General features: G+C 71.7%; 22 protein-coding genes. 15 read left to right on the top strand and 7 right to left on the bottom strand.

Features of this window, described 5'->3' with window-relative positions; all coding sequences use genetic code 11:
- Position 1 precedes the first annotated feature (1 nt).
- A complete protein-coding gene (locus ACFY8O_RS09355) occupies positions 2 to 1,000 on the top strand; it encodes an aldose epimerase family protein (protein WP_208765919.1) in 999 nt (332 codons plus the stop codon).
- A gap of 19 nt (positions 1,001 to 1,019) precedes the next feature.
- Here the strand turns inward: ACFY8O_RS09355 and ACFY8O_RS09350 are convergent, their stop codons facing one another.
- Complete coding sequence (locus tag ACFY8O_RS09350; RefSeq protein WP_387900278.1) at positions 1,020 to 1,805, bottom strand: EI24 domain-containing protein; 786 nt, start codon at positions 1,803 to 1,805, stop codon at positions 1,020 to 1,022.
- A 272-nt stretch (positions 1,806 to 2,077) separates the two neighbouring features.
- Between ACFY8O_RS09350 and ACFY8O_RS09345 the strand changes: the two genes are divergently transcribed.
- The 7 genes from ACFY8O_RS09345 (at position 2,078) to ACFY8O_RS09315 (ending at position 10,593) form a co-directional block, all read left to right on the top strand.
- Positions 2,078 to 3,232 (top strand): mandelate racemase/muconate lactonizing enzyme family protein, encoded by a 1,155-nt coding sequence (locus tag ACFY8O_RS09345; RefSeq protein WP_145801694.1) that lies wholly within the window; start codon positions 2,078 to 2,080, stop codon positions 3,230 to 3,232.
- Entirely contained in the window at positions 3,229 to 4,248 is a 1,020-nt protein-coding gene (locus ACFY8O_RS09340) for a zinc-dependent alcohol dehydrogenase (protein ID WP_387900276.1), read from the top strand. The genes ACFY8O_RS09345 and ACFY8O_RS09340 overlap by 4 nt, the downstream gene beginning before the upstream one ends.
- A 110-nt stretch (positions 4,249 to 4,358) precedes the next feature.
- Positions 4,359 to 5,342 (top strand): hypothetical protein, encoded by a 984-nt coding sequence (locus ACFY8O_RS09335; RefSeq protein WP_145801691.1) that lies wholly within the window; start codon positions 4,359 to 4,361, stop codon positions 5,340 to 5,342.
- 130 nt (positions 5,343 to 5,472) lie between these two features.
- The gene (gene chvE, locus ACFY8O_RS09330; RefSeq protein ID WP_145801690.1) at positions 5,473 to 6,582 is read left to right on the top strand and encodes a multiple monosaccharide ABC transporter substrate-binding protein; all 1,110 of its coding nucleotides are present in this window, start codon (positions 5,473 to 5,475) and stop codon (positions 6,580 to 6,582) included.
- Between the two features lie 33 nt (positions 6,583 to 6,615).
- Positions 6,616 to 8,166, top strand: a complete 1,551-nt coding sequence (mmsA, locus tag ACFY8O_RS09325) for a multiple monosaccharide ABC transporter ATP-binding protein (protein ID WP_145801689.1) — start codon at positions 6,616 to 6,618, stop codon at positions 8,164 to 8,166.
- On the top strand, positions 8,163 to 9,407 hold the full coding sequence (mmsB, locus tag ACFY8O_RS09320) for a multiple monosaccharide ABC transporter permease (RefSeq protein WP_145801688.1): 1,245 nt from the start codon (positions 8,163 to 8,165) through the stop codon (positions 9,405 to 9,407). Before mmsA ends, mmsB begins: the two co-directional genes overlap by 4 nt.
- A gap of 28 nt (positions 9,408 to 9,435) precedes the next feature.
- On the top strand, positions 9,436 to 10,593 hold the full coding sequence (locus ACFY8O_RS09315) for an aldose epimerase family protein (RefSeq protein ID WP_387900272.1): 1,158 nt from the start codon (positions 9,436 to 9,438) through the stop codon (positions 10,591 to 10,593).
- A gap of 171 nt (positions 10,594 to 10,764) precedes the next feature.
- Here the strand turns inward: ACFY8O_RS09315 and ACFY8O_RS09310 are convergent, their stop codons facing one another.
- The 3 genes from ACFY8O_RS09310 to ACFY8O_RS09300 all read right to left on the bottom strand — a co-directional run bounded on the left by ACFY8O_RS09310 (position 10,765) and on the right by ACFY8O_RS09300 (position 13,476).
- Positions 10,765 to 11,241, bottom strand: a complete 477-nt coding sequence (locus tag ACFY8O_RS09310; RefSeq protein ID WP_387900270.1) for a hypothetical protein — start codon at positions 11,239 to 11,241, stop codon at positions 10,765 to 10,767.
- 105 nt (positions 11,242 to 11,346) lie between these two features.
- Positions 11,347 to 12,864 carry an arabinosylfuranosidase ArfA gene (gene arfA, locus ACFY8O_RS09305; protein ID WP_387900268.1) on the bottom strand — a complete coding sequence of 506 codons (1,518 nt, stop codon included), beginning with the start codon at positions 12,862 to 12,864 and terminating at the stop codon, positions 11,347 to 11,349.
- Between the two features lie 183 nt (positions 12,865 to 13,047).
- Positions 13,048 to 13,476 (bottom strand): organic hydroperoxide resistance protein, encoded by a 429-nt coding sequence (locus ACFY8O_RS09300; RefSeq protein WP_145801683.1) that lies wholly within the window; start codon positions 13,474 to 13,476, stop codon positions 13,048 to 13,050.
- Between the two features lie 115 nt (positions 13,477 to 13,591).
- Between ACFY8O_RS09300 and ACFY8O_RS09295 the strand changes: the two genes are divergently transcribed.
- On the top strand, positions 13,592 to 14,062 hold the full coding sequence (locus tag ACFY8O_RS09295) for an MSMEG_6728 family protein (protein WP_145801682.1): 471 nt from the start codon (positions 13,592 to 13,594) through the stop codon (positions 14,060 to 14,062).
- Positions 14,063 to 14,131: 69 nt separating this feature from the next.
- Here ACFY8O_RS09295 and ACFY8O_RS09290 read toward each other — a convergent pair whose 3' ends face one another.
- Positions 14,132 to 15,154 carry an NADP-dependent oxidoreductase gene (locus ACFY8O_RS09290; RefSeq protein WP_145801681.1) on the bottom strand — a complete coding sequence of 341 codons (1,023 nt, stop codon included), beginning with the start codon at positions 15,152 to 15,154 and terminating at the stop codon, positions 14,132 to 14,134.
- 114 nt (positions 15,155 to 15,268) lie between these two features.
- Between ACFY8O_RS09290 and ACFY8O_RS09285 the strand changes: the two genes are divergently transcribed.
- The gene (locus ACFY8O_RS09285; RefSeq protein ID WP_387900265.1) at positions 15,269 to 15,706 is read left to right on the top strand and encodes a MarR family winged helix-turn-helix transcriptional regulator; all 438 of its coding nucleotides are present in this window, start codon (positions 15,269 to 15,271) and stop codon (positions 15,704 to 15,706) included.
- Between the two features lie 122 nt (positions 15,707 to 15,828).
- On the opposite strand, the gene ACFY8O_RS09280 is transcribed toward ACFY8O_RS09285, so the two are convergent.
- Positions 15,829 to 16,524: an SCO2400 family protein gene (locus tag ACFY8O_RS09280; protein ID WP_387900263.1), complete on the bottom strand. Its 696-nt coding sequence runs from the start codon at positions 16,522 to 16,524 to the stop codon at positions 15,829 to 15,831.
- Positions 16,525 to 16,647: 123 nt separating this feature from the next.
- Here ACFY8O_RS09280 and ACFY8O_RS09275 point away from each other — a divergent pair, with 123 nt between their 5' ends.
- The 3 genes from ACFY8O_RS09275 (at position 16,648) to ACFY8O_RS09265 (ending at position 19,913) form a co-directional block, all read left to right on the top strand.
- On the top strand, positions 16,648 to 17,220 hold the full coding sequence (locus ACFY8O_RS09275; protein WP_387900261.1) for a hypothetical protein: 573 nt from the start codon (positions 16,648 to 16,650) through the stop codon (positions 17,218 to 17,220).
- A gap of 133 nt (positions 17,221 to 17,353) precedes the next feature.
- Positions 17,354 to 18,391 (top strand): rod shape-determining protein, encoded by a 1,038-nt coding sequence (locus ACFY8O_RS09270; protein ID WP_145801678.1) that lies wholly within the window; start codon positions 17,354 to 17,356, stop codon positions 18,389 to 18,391.
- A gap of 16 nt (positions 18,392 to 18,407) precedes the next feature.
- The gene (locus ACFY8O_RS09265; protein ID WP_387900259.1) at positions 18,408 to 19,913 is read left to right on the top strand and encodes a sensor histidine kinase; all 1,506 of its coding nucleotides are present in this window, start codon (positions 18,408 to 18,410) and stop codon (positions 19,911 to 19,913) included.
- Here the strand turns inward: ACFY8O_RS09265 and ACFY8O_RS09260 are convergent.
- Positions 19,891 to 20,322 carry an Lrp/AsnC family transcriptional regulator gene (locus tag ACFY8O_RS09260; RefSeq protein ID WP_145801675.1) on the bottom strand — a complete coding sequence of 144 codons (432 nt, stop codon included), beginning with the start codon at positions 20,320 to 20,322 and terminating at the stop codon, positions 19,891 to 19,893. The genes ACFY8O_RS09265 and ACFY8O_RS09260 overlap by 23 nt on opposite strands.
- Before the next feature lie 229 nt (positions 20,323 to 20,551).
- Between ACFY8O_RS09260 and ACFY8O_RS09255 the strand changes: the two genes are divergently transcribed.
- Both ACFY8O_RS09255 and ACFY8O_RS09250 read left to right on the top strand, forming a co-directional pair.
- Complete coding sequence (locus ACFY8O_RS09255; RefSeq protein ID WP_387901068.1) at positions 20,552 to 21,691, top strand: nitrate/nitrite transporter; 1,140 nt, start codon at positions 20,552 to 20,554, stop codon at positions 21,689 to 21,691.
- A 32-nt stretch (positions 21,692 to 21,723) separates the two neighbouring features.
- Entirely contained in the window at positions 21,724 to 23,187 is a 1,464-nt protein-coding gene (locus ACFY8O_RS09250) for an acyl-CoA synthetase (protein WP_387900257.1), read from the top strand.
- Positions 23,188 to 23,200: the final 13 nt, after the last annotated feature.

Below are 23,200 nucleotides of genomic sequence, written 5' to 3'. Positions count from 1 at the left end.
CTTGATCGTGACGACGGGTACAGCGGTACGCAGCGAAGACTTCTCCCCCCTCACGGACGGCACCGCGGTCAGCCGCTGGACCCTGGAGCGCGGGGGCACACGGGTGCGGGTACTGACGTACGGCGCGGTGGTGCAGTCGGTGGAGGTGCCCGGCCGGGACGGTACCCGCGCCGAGATCGCCCTCGGGCTGCCGGACGTCCGGGACTACGAGACGTACACGGGCCCCTATTTCGGCGCCGTGGTCGGCCGGTACGCCAACCGGATCGGCGGCGGCTCCTTCGTGCTGGACGGCCGCCGGCACGAGCTGACGCGCAACGAGGGCCGCAACACGCTGCACGGCGGGGAGCGCGGCTTCGACAAGCGCGTGTGGGACGCCGAGGAGCTGCCGGACGGCGTGCGGCTCTCCCTGGTCGCCGAGGACGGTGAGGAGGGCTTCCCGGGGCGGCTGGAGGTCTCGGTGGCGTACACCCTGGACGAGGACGGGGCGCTGCGGATCGGCTACCGGGCGACGACGGACGCGCCGACCGTGGTGAACCTGACGAACCACACGTACTGGAACCTCGCCGGGGCGGCCGGCGGGAGCGCGCTCGGGCACGAACTGCGGCTCGCGGCCGGGCGGATCACCCCGTCCGACGAGGAGTCGATCCCGACGGGCGCGCTCACCCCGGTGGAGGGAACCCGCTTCGACTTCCGGACGGCGAGGCCGCTGGGCCCGGGCTACGACACCAACTACGTGCTGGACGACACGGCCGGCGGGCCGGTCGCCGAACTCCACGACCCTGCGTCGGGGCGCGTGCTGACGGTCCGTACGACGGAGCCGGGTCTGCAGCTCTACACCGCGGACCACCTCGGCGAGGGCCCGTTCGAGCCGTGCGCGGGGATCGCGCTGGAGACGCAGCACTTCCCCGACTCCCCGAACCGCCCGGAGTTCCCGAGCACGGTGCTGCGGCCCGGCGAGGAGTTCACCTCGACGACGGTGTACGGCTTCTCGCTGCGCTGAGCCCCCGCGTGGCCCCGGTTCAGGACTTGCGCAGCGCGGGCGGCTCGCCGGCCGGCTCCGGGTCCTCCGGGGCCGCCGTGAGGTCGCGGACCAGGAGGGTGGCGCCGGCGACGGCTCCCGGCATCAGCAGGACGGCGACGAAGGGCACGAGGAAGGCGAGCGCGAGCGGCACGCCGAAGCCGAGCGCCATCGCGCGCCGGCCGCGCAGCAGCGCGAGCCGGTCCTTGAGGACCATGCCGCGGCGCTGGAGGGCCACGGAGGTCAGCTCCTGGGAGAGGAAGTAGCCGGAGACGCAGAAGCCGAGGGCGGGGACGACGGTCTGCCCGAGGACGGGGACGAACCCGAGGGCGAAGAGCAGCACGCCGTAGACCGCGACGCGCAGCAGGATGCGGACGGAGTCGCGGGCGGAGATCCACAGTTCGCGCCAGAGCGGCAGGCCGGACTCGGGGACCTCGCCGCCCTCGCTGCGGTCGACCGCCTCGGACAGCGACTCGTAGAAGGGCTGGCCGATCAGCAGGGTGACCGCGGTGAAGGTGATGACCGCGAGGAATATCCCGAGGATGAAGACCAGGGCCACGAGGGTGTTGCGCAGGAGCCCCAGCCAGGGTGACGACCAGTCGTCGGCGAACGGGGTGGCCCAGGCGACGAAGTCGTCGGCGCCGTAACCGAGTCCGGTCAGCGCGCCCGTGTAGACGACGAGGGTGATCAGGGCCGGGAGCAGGCCGAATCCGAACCAGCGGCCGTGCCCGAAGGCCCAGCGCTGGCCCTTGATCAAGTAACCGAGACCCGCCCCGAGATCGCTCATGACGCCAGCGTACCCAGACCGGTCGGCACATGAGGAGCGGCGTCGCGGGCCTGGGCACGCACACCCGCGGCGTTGTCGTCAATCACCATGGCTCCGCCATGCCTCGATCCTCCGCCTTGCAGGTGCACGCACCCAGTCCCGCTCCTTCTCCCACCCCTCATGTGCCGACCGGTCTTACGCGAACCATTGACACCTGCCCTGGCCCGTCATTACCGTCACGCCAGCATTTCGAACGAGCGACGAAATACCGAACACGTTGAGAGGCAACACACGTGCGCATCACCGGAATCAGCACGCATGTCGTCGGCACGCCGTGGCGCAACCTCACCTACGTCCAGGTTCACACCGATGAGGGCCTCACCGGGGTCGGCGAGACCCGGATGCTGGGCCGCACGGACGCACTGCTCGGCTATCTGCGCGAGGCGTCGGCCAACCACATCACCGGCAGCGACCCGTTCGCCGTCGAGGACCTCGTCAAGCGCATGAAGTACGGCGACTACGGGCGGGCCGGTGAGATCGTGATGTCCGGCATCGCGGTCATCGAGATGGCGTGCTGGGACATCAAGGGCAAGGCGCTCGGTGTCCCCGTCTGGCAGCTGCTCGGCGGGAAGGTCACCGACCGGGTCAAGGCGTACGCCAACGGCTGGTACACCACCGAGCGCACCCCCGAGGCGTACCACAAGGCGGCGCAGGGAGTCGTCGAGCGCGGTTACCGCGCGCTCAAGATCGACCCCTTCGGCACGGGCCACTTCGAGCTGGGCCAGGAGGAGACCCGTTACGCCGTCTCCCTCATCGAGGCGGTGCGGGACGCCATCGGCCCCGACACCGAGCTGATGCTGGAGATGCACGGCCGGTTCAGCCCCTCGACGGCGGTGCGGATCGCCCATGAGATGGCGCCGTTCAGGCCCGCGTGGCTGGAGGAGCCGGTGCCGCCGGAGAACCTCAAGGCGCTGAGCAAGGTCGCGGAGAAGGTCGACATGCCGATCGCGACGGGCGAGCGCATCCACGACCGGATCGAGTTCCGCGAGCTCTTCGAGTCGCAGGCCGTCGACATCATCCAGCCGGACGTGGGCCACATCGGCGGCATCCTGGAGACCCGCAAGCTCGCGGCGACCGCGGAGACCCACTACATGCTGATCGCGCCGCACAACGTGGGCGGTTCGGTGCTGACCGCGGCCAGCCTCCAGGTCGCCGGCTGCACCCCCAACTTCAAGATCCTGGAACACTTCAACGACTTCGCGGACGCCGACATCAAGAAGGTCGTCAAGGGCGCTCCGACGGTCGACCCCGCCACCGGCTGCTTCGAGCTCTCCGACGCTCCCGGGCTCGGCGTGGAGCTGGACGTGGACGCGGCGGCCGAGTTCCCGCAGCAGCAGGCCCGGTTCGACCTGTGGGCGGACGGCTGGGAGAAGAGGCAGCCCAAGTGACGTCCCTCTCCCGCTCGTTGACCGTGGACCGGCCCGGCAGCCATGTGCTGACCGAGGGGCCGCTCCCGGAGCCGGGCCCCGGCGAGGTCAGGGTGCGCGTCGCCGCCGCGGGGATCTGCATGAGCGACCGCGAGGTGTACGACGGCCATCGTGACGCGGCCTACGTGCGCTACCCCGTGGTCCCGGGTCACGAGTGGTCGGGGACCGTGGACGCCGTGGGCGAGGGCGTCGATCCGTCCCTCACCGGGCGGCGCACGGTCGCCGAGGGCTTCCGGGCCTGCGGTCGCTGCGAGCGGTGCCGGTACGGGGAGACCTCCCTGTGCACGGCGGGGTACGACGAGACGGGCTTCACCCGGCCCGGCGCGTTCGCCGACCACCTGGTGGTCCCCGCGCGGCTGCTGCACCCACTGGCCGACGACGCCGATCTGCGGGCCGCGGCCCTGCTGGAGCCGGCGGCGGTGATCGCGGCTGCCGTACGGGCCGGGGCACCGGAGCCGGGTGAGCGGATCGCCGTGCTGGGGGCGGGCACGCTCGGGCTGCTCGCGGTGCAACTGCTGGCGGCCCTCTCGCCCGCGGAGCTCACCGTGATCGACCCGAGGCGGGAGCGGGCCTCCCTCGCACGGGGCTTCGGGGCGGACGAGGCCCGGGTCCCCGAGGAGGCCGAGGAGGTGCGGGGCCGGTACGACCTGGTCGTGGAGACGGCCGGAGCCCCTTCCACCGCGGCCGACGCGTGCCTGCTGGCGCGGCGCGGCGGGCGCGTCGTGCTCACCGGGATGTTCACCCCGGGCGCCCTGGGGATCGACCCGGTCCATCTGTCCCTGAGCCAGCTCACCGTGCGCAGCGTGTTCGGGGCCCCTTCCTCGGCCTGGTCGTACGCGGTGCGGGCGTTCACGGCCGGACTGCTCGACCCGGCACCCCTGATCACCCACGAGTTCCCGCTGGAGCGGTTCGCCGAGGCGGTCGCGCTGGTGGGGTCCGGGGACCCGGAGACCGGGAAGGTGCTGCTGCGGCCGTGACGGGCCCGCCCTGATCCGTACGCCGGTACGGGGCGCCCTGACCGCCTCCGTACCGGCGTACACCCAAAGATCCGAATGTCGTCCGAAATACCGAACGTGAAGGACCTGTCGTGAAAGACGCCCCTGTCTCTTCCCCCGGTGCCGCCGGCCCTCGCCGCCCCGGCGACGCCGCGCTCACCGCGCTCGGCCTCGGCCCGGCACCCCTGTCCCCGGCCGACGCCTCCGCGCACTCCTTCCCGGGGGGCGGGAGCTGGCGCACCGAGGTGCCGTCCGTGGAAGGCCCGGAGGCCCTCGGCGTCGTACTGAAGGAGTCCGCCAGGCTCGGCGTCCCCGTCCACCGCATCAGCCAGGGCAGCGGCATCTGGATGCTGACCGACGCGGAGATCACCGAGATGGTGGAGGGCTGCGCCGAACGCGACATCGAGCTCTGCCTGTTCACCGGACCGCGCGGCACCTGGGACACCGGCGCCTCGGTCCGCACGGACTCCGGCGGCGCCGGCCTGCGCTCCCGGGGCCACGACGCGCTGGCCGGCTGCGTCGAGGACGCCCTGCGGGCCACCGAGCTGGGCGTGAAGTGCCTGCTGGTGGCCGACGAGGGGGTGCTGTGGACGCTGCACCGGCTGCGCGAGCAGGGGGTCCTGCCCGCGGACACCACCTTCAAGGTGTCGGCGCTCATCGGGCCGGTGAACCCGGCCTCGTTCGCCGTGTTCGAGCAGCTCGGCGCCGACTCGATCAACATCCCCTCGGACCTGACGCTCGCTCAGTTCACCGAGATCCGGAGGGTGTCGAGAGCTCCCATGGACCTCTACATCGAGGCCCCGGACGACCTCGGCGGCTATGTGCGGATGTACGAGGTCGCCGAGCTGATCCGGCGCGGCGCCCCGCTGTACCTGAAGTTCGGCCTCTCCAAGTCCCCCGGCATCTACCCCTACGGCCAGCACCTGCGCGAGCTGGCGCTGTCCACGGCCAAGGAGCGGGTGCGGCGTGGCCGGCTCGCGCTGGACCTGCTCGCCCGGCACGGGGCGGACGGGGACATGGCCGCTCTCGGGAGCCGACTGCCGGGCCCGCTCAACCGGTTCGCCATCTCGTCATAACGTTCCGGAAACTTCACTCCCCAAAAGAAGACACAGCCGCGCACAATCCCACACACCTGTTTCTCGGTCGATCAGCCGTCGGCGATTTCAGCACCGGACCGAGCCCTGACCCACATCAAGGATGATGACTATGCGCAACAGCAGAGCCGCATGTGCCGCCATAGCCTCCGCCGCCTCCCTCGCCCTGGCGCTGACCGCCTGCGGTCAGAACAGCGAGGGTGGCAGCGAGGAGAAGAAGGGCGGTTCCGACAGCGCCACCATCGGCGTCGCGATGCCGACCAAGTCCTCGGAGCGCTGGATCTCCGACGGGGCCAACGTCGTGAAGGAACTGAAGGCCAAGGGGTACGAGACCAAGCTCGTCTACGGTGAGGACGACCCGGACCAGCAGGTCTCGCAGATCGAGAACATGATCACGCAGGGTGTGGACGCCCTGATCGTGGCCGCGATCGACAACAAGTCGCTCGACAACGTGCTTCAGCAGGCCAAGGACGCCGACATCCCGGTGATCTCCTACGACCGGCTGATCCTCGGCACGGAGAACGTCGACTACTACGCCTCGTTCGACAACGAGAAGGTCGGCGAGCTCCAGGGCACGTACATCGTGGACAAGCTCGGCCTGGAGGACGGCAAGAAGGGCCCCTTCAGCATCGAGCTGTTCGCCGGCTCCAACGACGACAACAACACCAAGTACTTCTTCCAGGGCGCGATGAACGTCCTGCAGCCGTACGTGGACAAGGGTGAGCTGGTCGTCAGGTCCAAGCAGACCGCCCTCAACCAGGTCACCACCCTCCGCTGGGACGGCGGCACCGCGCAGAAGCGCATGGACGACCTGCTGACGTCCAGCTACCGCAGCACCCGGGTGGACGCCGTCCTCTCCCCGTACGACGGCATCTCCATCGGCATCCTCTCCGCCCTGAAGTCGGACGGTTACGGCACCAAGGCCAAGCCGCTGCCGGTCGTCACGGGCCAGGACGCCGAGGTGGCGTCCGTGAAGTCGATCATCGCGGGCGAGCAGACGCAGACGGTCTACAAGGACCTCCGCCAGCTGGCCAAGGTCGCCTCGAACATGGTCGACGCGGTCCTGAACGACAAGAAGCCCGAGACGAACGACACCAAGTCCTACGACAACGGTGCCAAGGTCGTCCCCGCCTTCCTGCTCCAGCCGGTCAGCGTCGACAAGGCCAACTACGAGAAGGTCCTCGTCGACGGCGGGTACTACACCGCGAACGACCTCAAGTAACCGGGCTCCCCTCAAGGATTGGAAGGCAAGACCATGGCGGGACCCGTCCTGGAAATGCGCTCGATCGTCAAGACCTTTCCCGGTGTCAAAGCGCTGTCGGACGTCACACTGACCGTCCGTCAGGGCGAGGTCCACGCCATCTGCGGTGAGAACGGCGCCGGCAAGTCCACCCTGATGAAGGTGCTTTCCGGCGTCCATCCGCACGGCAGCTACGAGGGGGACGTCCTCTTCGAGAGCGAGACCTGCCGGTTCAAGGACATCCGGGCGAGCGAGCAGCACGGCATCGTGATCATCCACCAGGAGCTGGCGCTGGTGCCGTATCTCTCCATCGCGGAGAACATCTTCCTCGGCAACGAGCACGCACGGCGCGGGCTGATCAACTGGAACGACACCCTCAGGCACGCCGGTGAACTGCTGCGCCGGGTCGGCCTCGACGAGCACCCGGAGACCCGCGTCGCCGACATCGGCGTGGGCAAGCAGCAGCTGGTGGAGATCGCCAAGGCCCTGTCGAAGAAGGTGAAGCTGCTCATCCTCGACGAGCCGACCGCGGCGCTCAACGACGAGGACAGCGGAAAACTCCTCGACCTGATCCTTTCGCTGAAGGACCAGGGCATCACCTCGATCATCATCTCGCACAAGCTGAACGAGATCCGCCGGGTCGCCGACTCGGTCACGATCATCCGCGACGGGCGCTCCATCGAGACGCTCGACGTGAAGGCGGCGGAGACGACCGAGGACCGGATCATCAGCGGCATGGTCGGCCGCGACCTGGAGCACCGCTTCCCGGAGCGGACCCCGCACCACCCGGAGGAGGGGACCGCCCCCGCCCTGGAGATCCGCAACTGGACGGTGCACCACCCCATCGACCAGCAGCGCAAGGTCGTCGACGACGTCTCGATCGAGGTCAGGCGCGGCGAGATCGTCGGTATCGCCGGGCTGATGGGCGCCGGCCGCACCGAACTGGCGATGAGCGTCTTCGGCCGCTCGTACGGCCGGTACGCGGGCGGCACCGTCCTGCGGGACGGCACCGAGGTCCGCACCAAGACCGTTCCGGAGGCGGTCGGCCACGGCATCGCGTACGCCACCGAGGACCGCAAGCACTACGGCCTCAACCTCATCGACACCATCAACCGGAACATCTCGCTGACGGCGCTGGGCAAGGTCGCCAAGCGGGGTGTGGTCGACGAGCACGGCGAACGGCAGGTCGCCGAGGGCTTCCGCACCTCCATGAACATCAAGGCGCCGACGGTCTTCGAGCCGGTGGGCAAGCTGTCCGGCGGCAACCAGCAGAAGGTCGTCCTCAGCAAGTGGATCTTCGCGGGTCCCGAGGTGCTGATCCTGGACGAGCCGACGCGCGGGATCGACGTGGGCGCCAAGTACGAGATCTACACGGTCATCGACCGGCTGGCCGCCCAGGGCAAGGCGGTCGTCTTCATTTCCTCCGAACTGCCGGAGCTGCTCGGCATGTGCGACCGCATCTACACGATGGCCGCGGGACGGCTGACGGGTGAGTTCACCCGGGCCGAGGCCTCGCAGGAAGCGCTGATGCGTCAGATGACGAAGGACAAAGAGGTAACCCGATGAGCACGGACGTGACTGCCAAGACCCCGGCCCCCGCGCCGCCCGGCAAGGGCGGGTCCGCCTCCGGCGAGGGCCTGCTGCAGCTGATGCTCGCCGGCATGCGCCGCAACATGCGCCAGTACGGCATGCTGATGGCGCTCGGCCTGATCGTGGTGCTGTTCGCGGTGTGGTCGGACGGCGACCTGCTGCTGCCGCGCAACGTCTCCAACCTGGTACTGCAGAACAGCTACATCCTGATCCTCGCGATCGGCATGATGCTCGTCATCATCGCGGGTCACATCGACCTCTCGGTCGGCTCGCTGACCGCGTTCATCGGCGCGATGGCCGCCGTACTGATGGTCGAGCACTCCCTCGCCTGGCCGCTCGCCGTGGTGCTCTGCCTGGCCATCGGCGCCGTCGCCGGCGCGGTGCAGGGCTTCTTCATCGCCTACCTCGGCATACCCTCCTTCATCGTGACCCTGGCGGGGATGCTGCTCTTCCGCGGTCTGACGGAGATCTTCCTGAAGGGCCAGACCCTCGGCCCCTTCCCGAAGGACCTCCAGAAGATCGCCAACGGCTTCCTGCCCGAGGTGGGACCGGAGACCAACTACCACAACCTGACGCTGCTGCTGGGCTTCGCCCTGATCGCCTTCGTGGTCTTCCAGGAGGTCCGCGACCGCAGGCGCCAGCAGGAGTTCGCGCTCGACGTGGTGCCGGTCAAGCTGTTCCTGCTGAAGCTGGTCGCGCTGGTATCGGCCGTCCTCGTCGTCACGATGCTGCTCGCCAGCTACAAGGGCGCCCCGGTCGTGCTGCTCATCCTCGGCGTGCTCGTCGTCGGCTTCGGCTACCTGATGCGCAACGCCATCATCGGCCGCCACATCTACGCCATCGGCGGCAACCTGCCCGCGGCCAAGCTGTCGGGCGTGAAGGACAAGAAGGTCACCTTCCTGGTCTTCCTGAACATGGGCATGCTCGCGGCCCTGGCGGGTCTGGTCTTCGCCGCCCGCTTCAACGCGGCCTCGCCCAAGGCGGGCCTCAACTTCGAGCTGGAGGCCATCGCCGCCTCGTTCATCGGCGGCGCGTCGATGAGCGGCGGCGTCGGCACGGTCCTCGGCGCGATCATCGGTGGCCTGGTCCTGGGCGTGCTGAACAACGGTATGAACCTCGTCGGCATCGGCACCGACTGGCAGCAGGTCATCAAGGGAGCGGTGCTGCTGGCCGCCGTCGGCTTCGACGTCTGGAACAAGCGCAAGGTCGGCTCGTAACACCCCTTCTCACGACAGGAGTTGTTTCATGACCGGAACCAGCAGACGCACCGTCCTGGCGGCCACGGCCGCGGCCGGGCTGGCCGTGGCGGCGGGTGCCCCCGCCGCGCACGCCGCGGGCGACGGGCGCACCCCCTCCAAGGAACTCTTCGGCAGGCTCGCCGACGGGACGAAGGTGCACCGCTGGAGCCTCGTCAACGGCGGCACCCGGCTGAGGGTGCTCTCCTGGGGCGGCGTCGTCCAGTCCCTGGAGGTCCCGGACCGCAGGGGCCGGACGACCAACGTCTCGCTCGGCTTCGGCAACCTCGCGGACTACGTGGCGAAGTCGCCGTACTTCGGCGGGCTGATCGGGCGGTACGGCAACCGCATAGCCGGGGGGCGCTTCACGCTCGACGGTGTGACGCACCAACTGCCCCTCAACGACGACACGAACAGCCTGCACGGTGGCGACCAGGGCTTCGACAAGCGGGTCTGGGACGTCGAGCCGTTCACCTCGCGGGGCGACGTCGGGCTGGTCCTCACCCGGACCAGTCCGGACGGTGAGGCCGGCTACCCGGGCACGCTCGCCGTCCGGGTCGTCTACACGCTGACCTCGCGGGGCGAGTGGCGCATCGACTACTCGGCGACCACCGACCGCGCCACGGTGCTCAACCTGACCAGCCACACCTACTTCAACCTGGCGGGTGAGGGCAGCGGAAGCGTCGACGGCCATCTGCTGGAGCTGGCGGCGGCGCGCTACACCCCGGTCGGCGCCACGCTGATCCCCACGGGCGAGCTCGCCCCGGTCGCGCGTACGCCGTTCGACTTCCGGCGTGCGCGGGCCATCGGCGAGGCGGTGCGCACCCCGCACGAGCAGATCGGGTTCGGGAAGGGGATCGACCACAACTACGTGCTGGACAAGGGGAGCACGGCCCGTCCGGAGTACGCCCTGACCGTGACGGAGCCCGGCTCGGGCCGGGTGATGAAGATGTACACGACCGAGCCCGGCATGCAGGTCTACACGGGGAACTTCCTGGACGGCACGCTGACGGGTACGTCCGGGCGGGTCTACCGCCAGGGCGACGCCTTCTGCCTGGAGTCCCAGCACTTCCCGGACTCCCCCAACCAGCCGTCGTTCCCCTCGACGGTGCTGCGCCCGGGCGACACCTACCGCTCGACAACGGTGCACGCCTTCTCGGCCCGCTGACCCGCCTCCCCGGCGCACGGACGGGGGCCCCCCCCCCCCCCGGGGGGGGGGCCCGGCCGGGGGGGGGGGGGGGGGCGGGCCCCCCCCCCCCCGCCCCCCCCCCCCCCCGGGCGCCCCGCCGCCCCCCCCCCCCCCCCGGGGGCGGGCCCCCGTCCGTGGTCGTGGCGGGCGTCAGTCCTGCCCGGGCGGCCCAGCGGCCTGCCGGCGCCGCTCGTCGTACCACCGCTCGTGGGCGGCGTCGCGGAAGTCGATCCTGCGCCAGTGGGAACCCGGGTACCCGGGCACGGAACTCCACTGCGCCGCCAGGTCGCAGAGGCGGTTCCAGTCCTCCCGGATCCGCTCCAGCCGCAGTTCGGCCCGCACCCTGCGCTCCTCGTCGCCCGGCACGGGGGCCGGCGGCGCCCCGGCACGGACGCGGACACGGCCGGGGGGCCGGCCGGTGGCGGTGGAGCACAGGGTGAGGACCAGCGCGGCCACCGCCTCCTCCAGTGCCGAGGCGGTGATCCGCTCCTCGCTGCCCGGCGGGTGCGCACCTGCCGCCCGCTCCAGCCGGGACAGCAGGAAGTCGCCGACCTCCTCCACCTGGCCGGTGGTCAGCTCGTCGGCGTACCGCGCACCGCCGTCCGTCCGTCCCTCACCGCTCGCCATGTCTCCCCCTCGGTCCAGGCCTGCGGCCCCGCGGGCCCGGCGCCGCAGGAGCGTATCCGCCGCGCCGCCCCCGTCACGGGCCGGGGGCGGCGCGGCGTCCGGCGCTCAGACCAGCCGGATCATGTTCCAGGACAGCGGCTCCAGCACGGCGGTGAGCGTCCCGCCGGCCAGCTCGGTGCCCTCGGCGGCGTGCGGAACGACCCGCTCGGGCTCGGCCAGGGTGTTACGGGCCTCCGGGTCGGCGTCCGCGACGACCTGGTGTTCGGCGACCTCCGTCAGCTCCAGTCCCTGCAGGGCCACTTCGAGCGGCAGCGCGGCGTCCTGGCTGCGGTTGACGGCGAAGACGGTGACGGCCCCCGTCTCCGGGTCGCGCACGGCGGTGGCATGCAGCAGGTCCGTCTCGCCGTACTTCGCCGTCCCGTAGGTGGGCGAGTCCACCCGTACGTCGAGGACCTGGCCCCGCCCGTGGCGCGCGGCCTGGGCGAAGGGGAAGAAGGTGGTCTGCCGCCAGGCCGGTCCGCCGGGCTCGGTCATGATGGGCGCGATCACGTTGACCAGCTGGGCGAGACAGGCGACGGTGACCCGGTCGGCGTGGCGCAGCAGGGCGATGAGCAGGCTGCCGAAGACGACGGCGTCGGTGACGCTGTAGTTGTCCTCCAGCAGTCGCGGCGCCTCGGGCCAGTCGAGCGGGTTCTCCTGCGCCTCCTTCTGGAAGCGGTTCATGTACCAGACGTTCCACTCGTCGAAGGAGAGGTTGATCTTCTTCGTCGACTTGAGGCGCGCCCCGACGTGGTCGCAGGTCGCGACGACGCTCTCGATGAAGGACTCCATGTCCACGGCCGAGGCCAGGAAGGAGTCGCGGTCGCCGTCGGTCTCCTCGTAGTAGGCGTGCAGCGAGACGTAGTCGACGAGGTCGTAGGTTTCGGCGAGGACCGTCGCCTCCCAGGCGGCGAAGGTCGGCATGGCGCGGCTGGAGGAACCGCAGGCCACCAGCTCGACGGACGGATCGATCTGCCGCATCGCGCGGGCGGTCTCGGCGGCGATCCGGCCGTACTCCTCGGCGGTCTTGTGGCCGGTCTGCCAGGGCCCGTCCATCTCGTTGCCCAGACACCACAGCTTGATGCCGAAGGGGTCCTTGTCGCCGTGGGCGACGCGGCGGTCGGAGAGTTCGGTGCCCGAGGGGTGGTTGGCGTACTCCTGGAGCTGGATGGCCTCCTGGACGCCGCGGGTGCCGAGGTTGACCGCGAGCATGGGTTCGGCCTGCGGGCCCACCTTGCGGAGGAAGTCGATGTACTCGGAGAGGCCGAAACGATTCGTCTCGGTGGAGCGCCAGGCGAGGTCGAGACGGCGGGGGCGCTCGTCGGCGGGGCCGACGCTGTCCTCCCAGCGGTAGCCGGAGACGAAGTTGCCGCCGGGGTAGCGGATGGCGGTGACACCGAGCTCCCGGACGAGATCCAGGACGTCGGTGCGTAGTCCGGCCTCGTCCGCCGACGGGTGGCCGGGCTCGAATATGCCGTCGTAGACGCAGCGGCCGAGGTGCTCGACGAAGGAGCCGAAGAGCCGGGGATCGACGTCGCCGACGGTGAAGGCCGGGTCGAGGGTGAAGCGCGCGGTGCGGGTCATGGCTTCCTTACTCGTTCGATATTTCGAATGCTGCTCGTAACCTCGAACGGACCGTAAAGTTCAACCTCCGCACCCGTCAATGCCCTTGCGCGCGCTCCCGCGGATGAGGACGGCCGCACACGGCCGAGGGCCGCATCCCCTGGTACGGGATGCGGCCCTCGGGCGTGCGTGAGGAGCTGCGGCTCAGCCGGCCGAGACCTCGACCTTGATGTTGCCGCGGGTGGCGCTCGAGTACGGGCACACCTGGTGCGCCTTCTCGACGAGCGCCTGGGCGGTCGCCCTGTCGACGTTCGGAATGGAGGCGCTGATCGCCACCTCCAGTCCGAAGCCGCCGGCCTCGGTCTTGCCGATGGACACCGACGCGGTCACGAGCGAACCGCTGATGTCGGCCTTCTCCTGACGGGCCACCACACCGAGGGCTCCCTGGAAGCAGGCGCTGTAGCCCGCCGCGAAGAGCTGCTCGGGGTTGGTGCCGGCGCCGCTGCCGCCCATCTCCTTCGGCGGGTTGACGACGACGTCGAGCCGGCCGTCGTCCGTGGCGACGCGGCCGTCACGGCCGTTCTCCGCGGTGGCGACGGCGGTGTAGGCCACGTCTATGTGCTGGATGGTCATGCGGTGGTTCCTCCTGCTGATGCGCCGCGACTCGCGCCCACGACCGCGACGGCCTGCGCCGAGCCTAGCGGGTGAGCGCCGGGGTCACGGCGGGCGGACGCGGTATGCATGAAACATGCAGACTTTCCTGCCGTACGCCGATTTCACCCGAAGTGCCCTGACGCTGGACCCGCGACGACTGGGCAAGCAGCGGGTCGAGGCGATCCAGGTCCTGCGGGGACTCGTCGTCCCCGGCTACGGATGGCGGCACCACCCCGCGGTCCGCATGTGGACCGGCTACGAGGAAGCGCTCGTCCGCTACGGCCTGGACATGTGCGCCGCGTGGACCGCCGGGGGCAGGGCGGACACCTGCGCGGCGACGCTGCGCAGGGACCTCGCGGGGGCGCTGCGGCGAACCACCGTCCGGCCGAGCGAGGAGCTGGCGGCGGCGGGGGAGCTGCCGCCGTGGCTGGGCGACGAGGCGTTCCACCGGAGCCACCGCTCCGCCCTCGTGCAGAAGGACCCGGCGTACTACCGCCCGCTGTTCCCCGAGGTACCGGCGGACCTGCCGTACGTGTGGCCGGCCTCGGACCGCGACGGGCGGTGACGGGCGGAGCGCGGCGAGGACACCGGCGGCGGGCCCGTGGTCACGGGGCCGCCGCCGCGTCCGTACCGGTCAGGCGTCCAGCGAGACGATCATCTTGCCGGTGTTCTCGCCGCGCAGCAGACCGAGGAAGGCCTCGAAGCCGTTCTCGATGCCGTGGACCGCGGTCTCGTTGTACTTGAGCCGGCCGGAGGCGATCCAGCCCGCCACGTCCTCGACGAACTTCGGCTGGAGCGCGGAGTGGTCGCCGACCAGCATGCCCTGGAGGCGCAGGCGCTTGCCGATGACGAGGGCGAGGTTACGGGGGGCCGGGGACGGCTCGGTCGCGTTGTACTGGGCGATCATGCCGCAGATGGTGGCGCGGCCATGGACGTTGAGCGAGGAGATCGCCGCCTCCAGGTGCTCACCGCCGACGTTGTCGAAGTAGACGTCGATGCCGTCGGGAGCGGCCTCGGCGAGCTGCTGCTTGACGGGCCCGTTCTTGTAGTTGAAGGCCGCGTCGAAGCCGTACTCCTCGACCAGGAGCTTGACCTTCTCGTCGGAGCCCGCGGAGCCGATGACCCGGGAGGCGCCCTTGATCTTCGCCAGCTGTCCGACCTGGCTGCCGACCGCGCCGGCCGCGCCGGACACGAAGACGGCGTCGCCCTCCTTGAAGGAGGCGACCTCGAACAGGCCGGCGTAAGCGGTGAGCCCCGGCATGCCGAGCACACCGAGGTAGGCGGACAGGGGAGCCAGGGAGGCGTCGACCTTGACCGCGTGCTTGGCGGGGACGTCGGCGTACTCGCGCCAGCCCAGGCCGTGCAGGACGTGGTCGCCGACCGCGAAGCCCTCGGCGTTCGACGCGACGACCTCGCCGACCGCTCCGCCGTCCATGGGGTGGTCGAGCTTGAAGGGGGGGGTGTACGACTTCACGTCGTTCATCCGGCCCCGCATGTAGGGGTCGACCGAGAAGTGGAGGTTGCGGACGAGGACGCGGCCCTCACCGGGGGCGGTCACCGGCGCCTCACGCAGCGCGAAGTCCGTGGCCTCGGGCCAGCCGTGCGGGCGGGCGACGAGGTGCCATTCGCGGCTGGTCGTGGGAAGTGCTGCAGACATGGGCTCGGGTTCTCCTCGATGTCGTACGGGCGGGAAGCGGAAAAGCTTCAGGACATGAAACAACCATGCGCGCAGATATTTCACCTTGTCAAGTAATTCGCTATCCTGGGTGTCATGGCCACCTCGCGCACCGACCCGCTCACCCTCGACGTCATCCAGCTCATCGGCGGCGTCGTGGCGCGCTACCACGAGGAGTACGACCGGGCCGCCGCCACGCACGCGCTGACCGGCGCACAGGCCCGCGTCCTGGGTCTCCTGTCCCTGGAGCCGATGCCCATGCGGAAGGTCGCCAAGAAGCTGAAGTGCGAACCGTCCAACATCACCGGGATAGTCGACCGGCTGGAGCTCCGCGGCCTGGTGGAACGCCGCCTGGACCCGGCCGACCGGCGGGTGAAGCTGGCCGCACCGACCGAGGAGGGCATCCGGACCGCCCGGCAGCTGCGGGACGCCCTGGACTTCGCCCGGGAGCCGCTCGCCGAGCTGTCGGAGGCGGAGCGGACGGTGCTGCGCGACCTGCTGCGCAGGATGCTCGGCGAGGACGACGGCCGCTGAGGCACTGAGGGCCGCGTCCGGGACGACGGCTCGTGAGGCCCGGGAGCTCCCCCGCGACGACGGCCGGGAGGTCTGGAACGCCGCCCGGACGGCTCAGGCCGCGCTCGGCCGGCCGGGGCCCCTCACACGCAGAACCAGAGCCACTTCTCGCAGGTCTCGGAGGGCGACGGGGTGGGCTCGGGCGTCTCCGACGGCTCCGGACGCGTCGGCTCCGCCGTCGGCTCGCCGGAGCCGGAGGCCGAGGGCCCGGGCGGGGCGCTCCCGGTGGCGCCCGGGTCCTGAGGAGCCGGGGCGGAGGACGTGACGTCCCCGGGAGCGGGAGCCCGCGAGGTCTCCCCGGGGGCGGTGGTCCGGGCGGGGCCGTCCGTGGCCGCGGCCGAGTGGGAATCGGTCACCGGGACGACGGTGGGCGCCTCCACGGGCCCCGGCCCCTCGGGCCGCGCGCCCGTGGAGGCGGACGGCGCGGCTTCGGTCGCGGAGGACGTCGCCCCGCTCACGTAGTCCGCGGCGCCGCTGTCACCCTCGGGCTCCATCGCCAGCTCGGCCAGGCTCAGGGCGCCCAGCGCCAGCACGACCCCCGCGCCGGTCAGCAGCAGCGCGCGGCCCCGGCGCCGGTGCGCGCGGCGGCCACGCCGGGCGGCTGCGCGGCGCCGGCCCGCCGTGGGCCCTGACGGCTCCAGGATCTCGGCCGCGCGCTCCGGCTCACCTCCGGAGAGGTCGAGGACGGCATAGGGGCTCAGCGCGTCGGCGGGGGTTCCGCAACCGGCGCAGGCCAGCGCCCCGTTGAGGTGCCGTTGGCACGGGTGGCAGTAATCCATGGCGCCCGAAGAGTAGACATGCGCGGAACACCACAGGAAGCCGCGCAGGTGAGGATCCTGTGTGGAATCCGGGACTCCACGGCAGGCCGTCCGATAGGTGCGACAAACGGCAGGATGGGTCCCATGACCTCTCCCGCCCCGTTCGGTCCGCCGCAGTTCCAGCTCGTCCTGCTGCGCCGGATGGCCGACCACCAGCCGGACCTCGTCGAGGACGCCCGCCACGCCTTGGGGGCCTCCCTCGCCGAGATGCGCGAGGCGAACCGGCGCTGGCAGGCCATGCTGCGCGCCCCGCGCGGCCGGGGAGCGCTGCGCCGTTACCGCTCGGTGCTCGGCGAGCCCGAGGCGTCCGTACGCCGCACGGTCGGGGACCTGGAGTGCGACGCGCTGTTCTGGCGGCTGCCGCTCTGGCCGGACCTGCGGTTCGAGGTGATGGCGGGCCCCGGCGGCGCCGTGTGGAACGAATGGCTGGTCCGCGCCCCGGGCGAAGCGGGCCCCGGGCTGCGGACCGCCGCGGACCTCCTGCCCTGGTCCTGCACCGTGGACGAGGCGGCCAGGGCCTTCGAGCCGGTACGGCCCATGGAGGGCAGCGCGCCGACCCGCTGGGCGCTGGCCTTCACCGACCCGGGGAGCGGGGAGCCGCACGTCGCGGAGTTCACCTGGGGGCTGTTCCAGCGGCTGCTGCCCGGCCGGGGCTGAGATCTGTCGCGCCGTCAGCTGCGGGTCCCCCCTACGGCTCACCCAGCGCGCGCCGCTCCCGGCCCGGCGCGACGATGCCAGGAGAGCCGGCTGCCGCCGGTGCCCGCCGCCAGCGCTCTCGGGAGACCCTGCCGTGACCGTCAGTCTCGATCAGTTGCGCCGTTGCCATGTCGCCGTCGATCTCGGGGCCGCGAGGACCCGTGTGTACATCAAGGGAGTGGGACTCGTCGTGGACGAGCCCAGCGTCGCCGCCGTGAACACGCGTACCGGCTCGCTCATCGCCGTCGGCGCGCTCGCCGAGCAGATGACCGGCCGGACACCGGGGTACATCCGGGTGGCCCGCCCGGTCTCCGGCGGAACCGTCGTCGACATCGACATGGCCCAGCGCATGCTGCGCCATCTGCTCGGCGAGAAGCTCCGGCGCCAGCTGCGCCGCAAGCCCCGGCTCCGGGCCGCCGCCTGCGTCCCGCACGAGGCCGATCCGCTGGCGCAGCGGGCGGCGGTGGAGACCCTGGTGGGGCTCGGCGCCCGGCGCGTGGAGCTGGTCGACACGCTGATCGCCGCGGCCGTCGGCTGCGGGCTGCCGGTCGAGCAGCCGACCGCCTCCATGATCATGGTGTGCGGGGCCGCCACCACCCAGATCGCGGTGCTCTCGCTCGGGTCGATCGTGACCGCTGTACGCATCCCGGTCGGCGGCGAGGCCATCGACCACGCGGTGATCCAGCATCTGCGCCAGCACCACGAGCTGATGCTGCCCAGCCAGTCGGTGCGCCCTCTCCAACTGGCGCTGCGGGGCAACGGCCTGACGCTCAACGGCCCCGCGATGACGGAGATCCACGGCCGGGACGTGGCCACCGGTCTCGCCCGTTCGGTGCAGGTCGACACCGCCGCCGTACGCCAGGCGATCCACGCTCCGCTCACGGCGGTGCTCGACGGGCTCGGCAAGGTGCTGCGCGACTGCCCGCCCGACCTGGTGGCCGACATCGCGGACTCCGGGATCATGATGGTCGGCGGCAGCGCCCTGCTGCCCGGACTCGACCAGATGCTGCGCGACGCGACGGACGTGCCCGTGCACATCGCCGAGCGCCCGGACGTGTGCGCGGTGCTGGGGCTCGGCGCGATGCTGGACGGCACGGTCCAGCCGCTGGTCCTCGCCCCGCTCGCCGGCTGAGAGGCGCGGCTCACAGGTGTCCGGGCCGGGCCTCGACCTGCGGACCACCCTCCAGCACATCGTGGACACCGCGAGGGCGCTGGCCGGGGCGCACCACGGCGCCCTGGCCCTCCTGGACAGCGAGGACCGCCGCGTCACCGACCTGTTCACGTCCGGCATGAGCGAGGACGAACACCGTGACGCCGCCGAGCTCCTGAACGGGCGTACGGGATCGCTGGGCGCCCTGGTGGACGACGCGCAGGCGGTGCGCGTCGACGATCTGACGGCCCGCCCGCACCCCGGGACGCAGCCCTCCGGGCGGCTCCTGGCGCGTTCCTTCGTCGGGGCGCCCGTGCGGATGCACACCGAGGTGCTGGGCAGTCTCTCCCTGACGGCGCCGGAGCCCGGCCGGTTCGACGACACGGATCTGGCGCTGCTGCGGCTGCTCGCCTCCCAGGCCGCCGCCGCGATCGGCGGCGCGCATCTGTACGAGGCGGCGCGGCAGCGGGAGCACTGGATCGAAGGGGCCGCCGCCGTCACCCGGGCACTGCTGACCGGGGCGGGCACGACCGACGCCCTGATGACCGTCGCCGAGCGGGCGCGGGTGCTGGCAGGCGCGGCGGCCGGAGTGATCCTCCAGCCGACCGCCGACGGCGGGATGGAGATCGTCGCCGCCTCCACCCTGGACGATCCGGCGGGCCTCGTCGGCACCGCCATCGAACCGGGCTCCCCCGTCCTCGTGCAGCTGCTGGGCGGAGAGGAGGTCTTCATCGACGACTCCGCGACGGATCCGCGGATGACGACGCCGGTGCGTTCCCGCTTCGGTCCCAGCATGATGCTGCCCCTCCAGAGCGGAGGGCGGCTCATCGGCACGCTCGCGCTGCCCAGGCGGCGCGGCGGCGAGCCGTACACGGAGTTGGACCGGCGACTGGCCTCGCAGTTCGCCTCCCAGGCCGCGATGGCGCTGGTGATGGCCGACGCGCAGCACTACCGCGAACAGCTCGCCGTCTACGAGGACCGCGACCGCATCGCCCGCGACCTGCACGACCTGGTGGTCCAGCGGCTGTTCGCCACGGAGATGATGCTGGAATCGACCCGCCGCAAGGACCTCGCGGGGGACTCCGGGACAGCCGAACTGCTGGCGAAGGCGGTCGACGAGCTGGACTCCACGATCCAGGAGGTCAGGACGGCCATCTTCGCGCTCCAGCAGCCGCCGGCCGAGGCCCCCACGACCTTCCGCGGCAGGGTGCTGCGGGAGACGGGGAGCGCGACGGCGGCGCTCGGCTTCCCGCCGTCGGTGCACTTCGCCGGGGCGGTGGACGCCCTGGTCACGGAGCCGGTGGGCGGCCGGCTGCTCGACGCGCTGCGCGGGGCGCTGGCCGCCGTGCCCCGCCGGACCGGCGTGTCGGTGGTCGAGGTGGAGGTGGACGCGACCGCCCGGCTGCCCGACGGGCGTGCGGCGGTGCGGCTGGTGGTCGCGGACGACGGGCGCGCCGAGGACGGCAGCCGGTCGCCGACGGTCATCTGGCAGGCGCCGCTCTGAGCGCGATCCGGGTGGTGGAGTGCGCGACGCCCGCGTCCTTCTTCAGCCGGCGCAGCAGCGCGTCCAGCGAGGCGGGGTCGGCGGCGGTGGCCCGTACGAGGTAGTCGTGGCTGCCGGTCACGTGCACCACCTCGGTGACGCCGGGGAGGGTGAGCACCGCGCGTTCGAACTGCTCGTTCGTCGTGTCCAGGCGCAGGGACACGTCGATGAAGACGACGAGACCCGAGCGGGTGTCGGCGGCCGGATCGACGATCACCGTGAAGCCACGGATCACCCCGTCACGGCGCATGCGGCGCACGCGGTCGCCCGCGGCGTTGGCGCTGAGTCCCACACGCACGCCCAGGTCGCGGTACGAGATCCGGGCGTCCTCCTGGAGGATGCCGAGGATTTCTCTGTCCAGCCGGTCCATACCTGCGATTGTCGCAGCCCGGGGCCGTGAACGGCGGGCGAGCGGCGGGCGCCGGGGGCCAGGAGAGGGCCCCGGCCCATGGGGCGTCTGCCGAAGGGGGGCCTACCCGGATGGCGCAGTCCGCCGTGCCCCGTACGGCCGTCCGCCCTTGACTTGCGGTGTGGAAGCAACCGTCGAGCAGGGACCCGCCCAGGACCGGAACGCGTTCGCCGCCTACCGGAATCTGATCATGGCCACGATCGGATTCACGCTCACCTTCTGGGCGTGGAACCTGATCTCCCCGCTGTCGGGGGACTTCAAGGAACAGCTGGGCCTGAGCTCCTTCCAGCAGTCCCTCCTGGTGGCGGTGCCCGTGCTCGTGGGGTCCCTCGGCCGTATCCCGGCGGGCGCGCTGACCGACAGGTTCGGCGCGAAGCTGATGTTTCCCGCCGTCTCCGCGCTCACGATCCTCCCGGTGCTGCTGCTGATCCCGGCGAGGGACTCCTACGGGGCGATGCTCGCGGTCGGCTTCCTGCTCGGCCTCGGCGGCACGACGTTCGCGATCGGTATCCCGCTGGTCAACTCGTGGTTCCCGCCCGCCAAGAGGGGCCTCGCGCTCGGCATCTTCGGGATGGGCATGGGCGGGGTCGCCCTGTCCGGCTACTTCACGCCGCGGATCGCCAAGCACAGCGAGAACCTGCCGTTCTGGATCGTCGCCGGTGCGCTCGTGGTGTACTCGCTGCTCGCGGCGGTGCTGATCACCGACCACCCGGACCGGAAGGTCCCGGCGGAATCTCTGGCCCGCCGGCTGGGCCAGGCGGGCCGGCTGCGGGTCACCTGGGAGCTCTCCGCGCTGTACGCGATCGGTTTCGGCGGGATCGTGGCGTTCGGGGTGTACCTGCCGACGTATCTGAAGACCTGGTACGAGATGTCCCCGACCGAGGCGGGCACCAAGGCGGCGGGATTCGCGCTGGTCACGGTCGTCTTCCGGCCGATCGGCGGCTGGCTCTCGGACCGTGTGCACCCCGCCCTGGTCACCGCCGGGGCGCTTCTGCTGGCCGCGCTGATGGCCATCCTCCAGGCCTTCGACCCGGAGCTGGACCCGCTCGGCACGATCGCGCTGCTCTGCATGGCGGCCGGTCTCGGCACCGCGAGCGGCAGCGTCTTCGCGCTGGTGTCCCAGGTGACGCCGCAGGCCAAGGTGGGCAGCGTGACCGGCATCGTCGGCGCGATGGGCGGGCTCGGCGGCTTCGTACCTCCCCTGGTGATGGGCGCGATCTACAGCGCGAAGGGCTCGTACTCGATCGGTTTCATGCTGCTCTCCGACCTGGCGCTGGCGGGCAGTGTCTACGCCTACGGCCGGATGCGGAACGTCCGGCGGGACGGCTGACCGGGCGCCGGGAGAGCCCTTAGGGTGCCCGGGTGACCTCTCTTCTGCCCGCGCTGAGCGGCGCGTCCCGCCGGACGGACTCCCCCGAGGCCGTCCGGTTCGGCGACCACGTCCTGACCTACTCCCAGCTGGACGAGGCGTCCGCCTCGCTCGCGGCCCGGATCGCGGGGGCGGGGCGGGTCGCCGTCTGGGCGACGTCCACCCCCGGGACGGTCGTCGCGGTCGTGGCCGCGCTGCGCGCCGGGGTGCCCGCCGTGCCCCTCAACCCGAAGACCGGTGGCCGCGAACTCGCGCACATCGTGGCCGACAGCGCGCCCTCGGCGGTGCTGGCCGGCCCGGACGACACCCTGCCGTCCGCGCTCGGCGGCCTGGAGCGGATCGACGTCTCCACGGCCACCACGGGCCGGGCCTCGGAATCCGCCTTCCCCGAGCCGCCGGACGAGGCTCCCGCCCTGGTCGTCTACACCTCCGGCACGACGGGCCCGCCCAAGGGTGCGGTCCTCCCCCGCCGGGCGGTCGCCGCGTCACTGGACGCGCTGGAGGACGCGTGGGGGTGGACCGCCGGGGACGTCCTCGTCCACGCGCTTCCCCTGTTCCATGTGCACGGGCTGATCCTGGGCGTCCTCGGCCCGCTGCGCCGGGGCGGTTCCGTGCGCCACCTGGGCAGGTTCTCGACCGAGGCGGTGGCCCGCGAACTGCTCTCCGGGGGCACGATGCTGTTCGGCGTGCCCACCATGTACCACCGGCTGGCGGACGCCCTGGACGATCCCGCCACCTCCGGCAACCTCACGAAGGCCCTGGCGGGCGCCCGGCTCCTGGTCTCCGGCTCGGCGGCGCTGCCCGTCCACGACCACGAGCGGATCGCGGCGGCGACCGGCTGCCGGGTCATCGAGCGGTACGGGATGACGGAGACCCTGATGAACACGGGCGTACGGGCCGACGGCGCCCCGCGTGCCGGGACGGTCGGGCCACCGCTGTCCGGCGTGGAGCTGAGGCTCGTCGAGGAGGACGGCAGCGTGCTCCGGGACACCGCGGCCATCGGCGAGATCCAGGTGCGCGGCCCGAACCTCTTCACCGGTTATCTGAACCGGCCGGACGCCACGGCCGCCGCCTTCACCGGGGACGGCTTCTTCCGCACCGGCGACATGGCCACGATCGACCCCGACGGTTACGTCCGGATCGTCGGGCGCAAGGCCACCGACCTGATCAAGAGCGGTGGCTACAAGATCGGCGCGGGAGAGATCGAGAACGCGCTGCTGGAGCACCCCGGCGTCCTCGAGGCCGCCGTCACGGGCGAGCCGGACGAGGACCTCGGCGAGCGGATCGTCGCCTGGGTCGTACCGGCCGATCCGGCGTCACCGCCCTCCGGGCAGGAGCTGGCGGACCATGTGGCGGAGCTGCTGGCCCCGCACAAGCGCCCGCGCGTGGTGCGTCATCTCGACGCACTGCCCCGCAACGAGCTGGGCAAGATCATGAAGAGGTCGCTCGGTGCCTGAGACGCACGGGAGT

It is taken from the genome of Streptomyces argenteolus, assembly GCF_042902585.1.
GTDB classification, from domain to species: domain Bacteria; phylum Actinomycetota; class Actinomycetes; order Streptomycetales; family Streptomycetaceae; genus Streptomyces; species Streptomyces argenteolus.
This window is presented reverse-complemented; position numbering and strand designations above follow the sequence as displayed.

What these genes read in the sequence shown, in the direction of transcription:
- ACFY8O_RS09350 (WP_387900278.1), bottom strand. Translation starts at nt 1,805, where the DNA reads ATGAGCGATCTCGGGGCGGGTCTCGGTTACTTGATCAAGGGCCAGCGC.
- chvE (WP_145801690.1), top strand. Translation starts at nt 5,473, where the DNA reads ATGCGCAACAGCAGAGCCGCATGTGCCGCCATAGCCTCCGCCGCCTCC.
- mmsA (WP_145801689.1), top strand. Translation starts at nt 6,616, where the DNA reads ATGGCGGGACCCGTCCTGGAAATGCGCTCGATCGTCAAGACCTTTCCC.
- mmsB (WP_145801688.1), top strand. Translation starts at nt 8,163, where the DNA reads ATGAGCACGGACGTGACTGCCAAGACCCCGGCCCCCGCGCCGCCCGGC.
- ACFY8O_RS09315 (WP_387900272.1), top strand. Translation starts at nt 9,436, where the DNA reads ATGACCGGAACCAGCAGACGCACCGTCCTGGCGGCCACGGCCGCGGCC.
- ACFY8O_RS09310 (WP_387900270.1), bottom strand. Translation starts at nt 11,241, where the DNA reads ATGGCGAGCGGTGAGGGACGGACGGACGGCGGTGCGCGGTACGCCGAC.
- arfA (WP_387900268.1), bottom strand. Translation starts at nt 12,864, where the DNA reads ATGACCCGCACCGCGCGCTTCACCCTCGACCCGGCCTTCACCGTCGGC.
- ACFY8O_RS09300 (WP_145801683.1), bottom strand. Translation starts at nt 13,476, where the DNA reads ATGACCATCCAGCACATAGACGTGGCCTACACCGCCGTCGCCACCGCG.
- ACFY8O_RS09295 (WP_145801682.1), top strand. Translation starts at nt 13,592, where the DNA reads ATGCAGACTTTCCTGCCGTACGCCGATTTCACCCGAAGTGCCCTGACG.
- ACFY8O_RS09290 (WP_145801681.1), bottom strand. Translation starts at nt 15,154, where the DNA reads ATGTCTGCAGCACTTCCCACGACCAGCCGCGAATGGCACCTCGTCGCC.
- ACFY8O_RS09285 (WP_387900265.1), top strand. Translation starts at nt 15,269, where the DNA reads ATGGCCACCTCGCGCACCGACCCGCTCACCCTCGACGTCATCCAGCTC.
- ACFY8O_RS09280 (WP_387900263.1), bottom strand. Translation starts at nt 16,524, where the DNA reads ATGGATTACTGCCACCCGTGCCAACGGCACCTCAACGGGGCGCTGGCC.
- ACFY8O_RS09275 (WP_387900261.1), top strand. Translation starts at nt 16,648, where the DNA reads ATGACCTCTCCCGCCCCGTTCGGTCCGCCGCAGTTCCAGCTCGTCCTG.
- ACFY8O_RS09260 (WP_145801675.1), bottom strand. Translation starts at nt 20,322, where the DNA reads ATGGACCGGCTGGACAGAGAAATCCTCGGCATCCTCCAGGAGGACGCC.
- ACFY8O_RS09255 (WP_387901068.1), top strand. Translation starts at nt 20,552, where the DNA reads ATGGCCACGATCGGATTCACGCTCACCTTCTGGGCGTGGAACCTGATC.